Origin of the sequence: Erythrobacter sp. (assembly GCF_038133525.1) — a bacterium.
Lineage (GTDB): Bacteria > Pseudomonadota > Alphaproteobacteria > Sphingomonadales > Sphingomonadaceae > Qipengyuania.
The window spans coordinates 379-1756 of sequence record NZ_JAYPTL010000165.1 but is presented as its reverse complement, the minus strand read 5'-3'; the positions used below and the strand labels follow the sequence as shown (position 1 = coordinate 1756).

The 1378-nt window shown below is 67.1% G+C and carries 2 protein-coding genes and 1 pseudogene; all 3 read right to left on the bottom strand.

Annotated features, from left to right (window positions below; translation table 11 throughout):
- Positions 1–792: pseudogene (locus AAFM29_RS17575) on the bottom strand (flagellar M-ring protein FliF); the annotation flags it as partial.
- 3 nt (positions 793–795) lie between these two features.
- Positions 796–1164, bottom strand: a complete 369-nt coding sequence (fliE, locus tag AAFM29_RS17570; RefSeq protein ID WP_341714009.1) for a flagellar hook-basal body complex protein FliE — start codon at positions 1162–1164, stop codon at positions 796–798.
- Positions 1161–1378: helix-turn-helix domain-containing protein (locus AAFM29_RS17565; protein WP_341714008.1), on the bottom strand; the 218-nt coding region annotated here is incomplete at its 5' end. The genes fliE and AAFM29_RS17565, both read right to left, overlap by 4 nt.

The window sequence follows — 1378 nt, the reverse complement described above, 5'->3', positions numbered from 1 at the left end:
CAGGAGATGGTCGACCTGCGCGTTGAGCTTGGCTTCCATCTGCGCCTGCAGGTCGATCAGTCCGCTCTTGGGGTCGCGTTCCTGCGTCAGCAGCTTGCCGTGCTGGTCCACGACCTTGACCGCGTCGATCCCCAGTCCGGGCACCGATCCCGAGACGAGGTTGGCGATCGCCATGACCTGCCCGTCGCTCAGCTGGCGACCGCGCGCCATACGCACCATGATCGAGGCCGAAGGAGCGATGTCCTCGCGCACGAAGACCGAACGTTCGGCCTTGGCGATATGGACGCGCACGGCCTCGACGCCGTCGATCTCCATGATCGTCAGCATCAGTTCGCGTTCCTGCGCGGCGCGCAACCGGTCGCCCTCGAGCGTGCGGCTGGCACCCATCGGCAGGTTTTCGATCAGGTCGGTCCCGCTTTCGGGTGCGGCGAGCGAACCGTCCGATGCCACCAGCATGCGCGCGCGATAGACATCGTCCTCGCCCACGGTGAGTGCGCCGGTATTGTTGTCGATCGTGTAGTCGATCCCCGCCTGGTCGAGCGAGGCGGCGACGCTTGCGCGCTCGGCATCGCCGAGCGAGGAATAGAGCGTGCGTTGCGGCGCGGGCGACAACGTCGCCCAGGTCAGCGCGAGCAGGCCGAGGCCCGCCGTCCCGGCGAACCACGGCAGCACCTTGCGCACCGACGGCTGCGCGGAAAAGGCACGCAGGCGTTCCCCGAACGTACCCGACCCGCTCGTGAGCGGGGCCAGCATCCCCGGACGGGCGCTATCTGCAGGAACCAGACCGGTCATTTATCAGACCCCCATCCGCATGGTTTCCTGGTACGCAGCAAGCAGCTTGTTGCGGACCTGGAGTGTGGCTTCGAAGGCGACCCCGGCTTCCTGGCGGGCAAGCATCACCTTGGCGATGTCGGTAACCTCACCGCGTTCGTAGGCGGCCTGCATATCGGACGAATGTGCCTGTACCGCGCTAACCTGATGCAACGCACCGTTGAGGGCATCGGCAAAGCCCCCGGCCTGCACCGTGCGATTGGCGGGCTTTTCCGCGCCGCCTGCTTCGCGCACATCGCGCAGCGCCGTGCTGCGTGACAACACCTCTTGCCGCAGCGCCATGACCTGCTGGATCGACCCCAGCGAACCACCGACCGGACCTGCGCCGTTCATGCCTCAGCTCCCGCCGCGATCAGCCCGCTCTCGCGCATCGAGGCGAGCCGGTAGCGCAGCGTTCGTTCGGAAATGCCGAGGCTGCGCGCAGTCTTGCCGCGGTGACCGTTATGCGCGTCGAGCGCCTTGAGGATCGCCTGTGCCTCCGACTGGAAGGCCACATCCGACGGCGAGGAGCCGCAGTTCTGCAGTAGCGTCGCGGCACCCGGGGTCT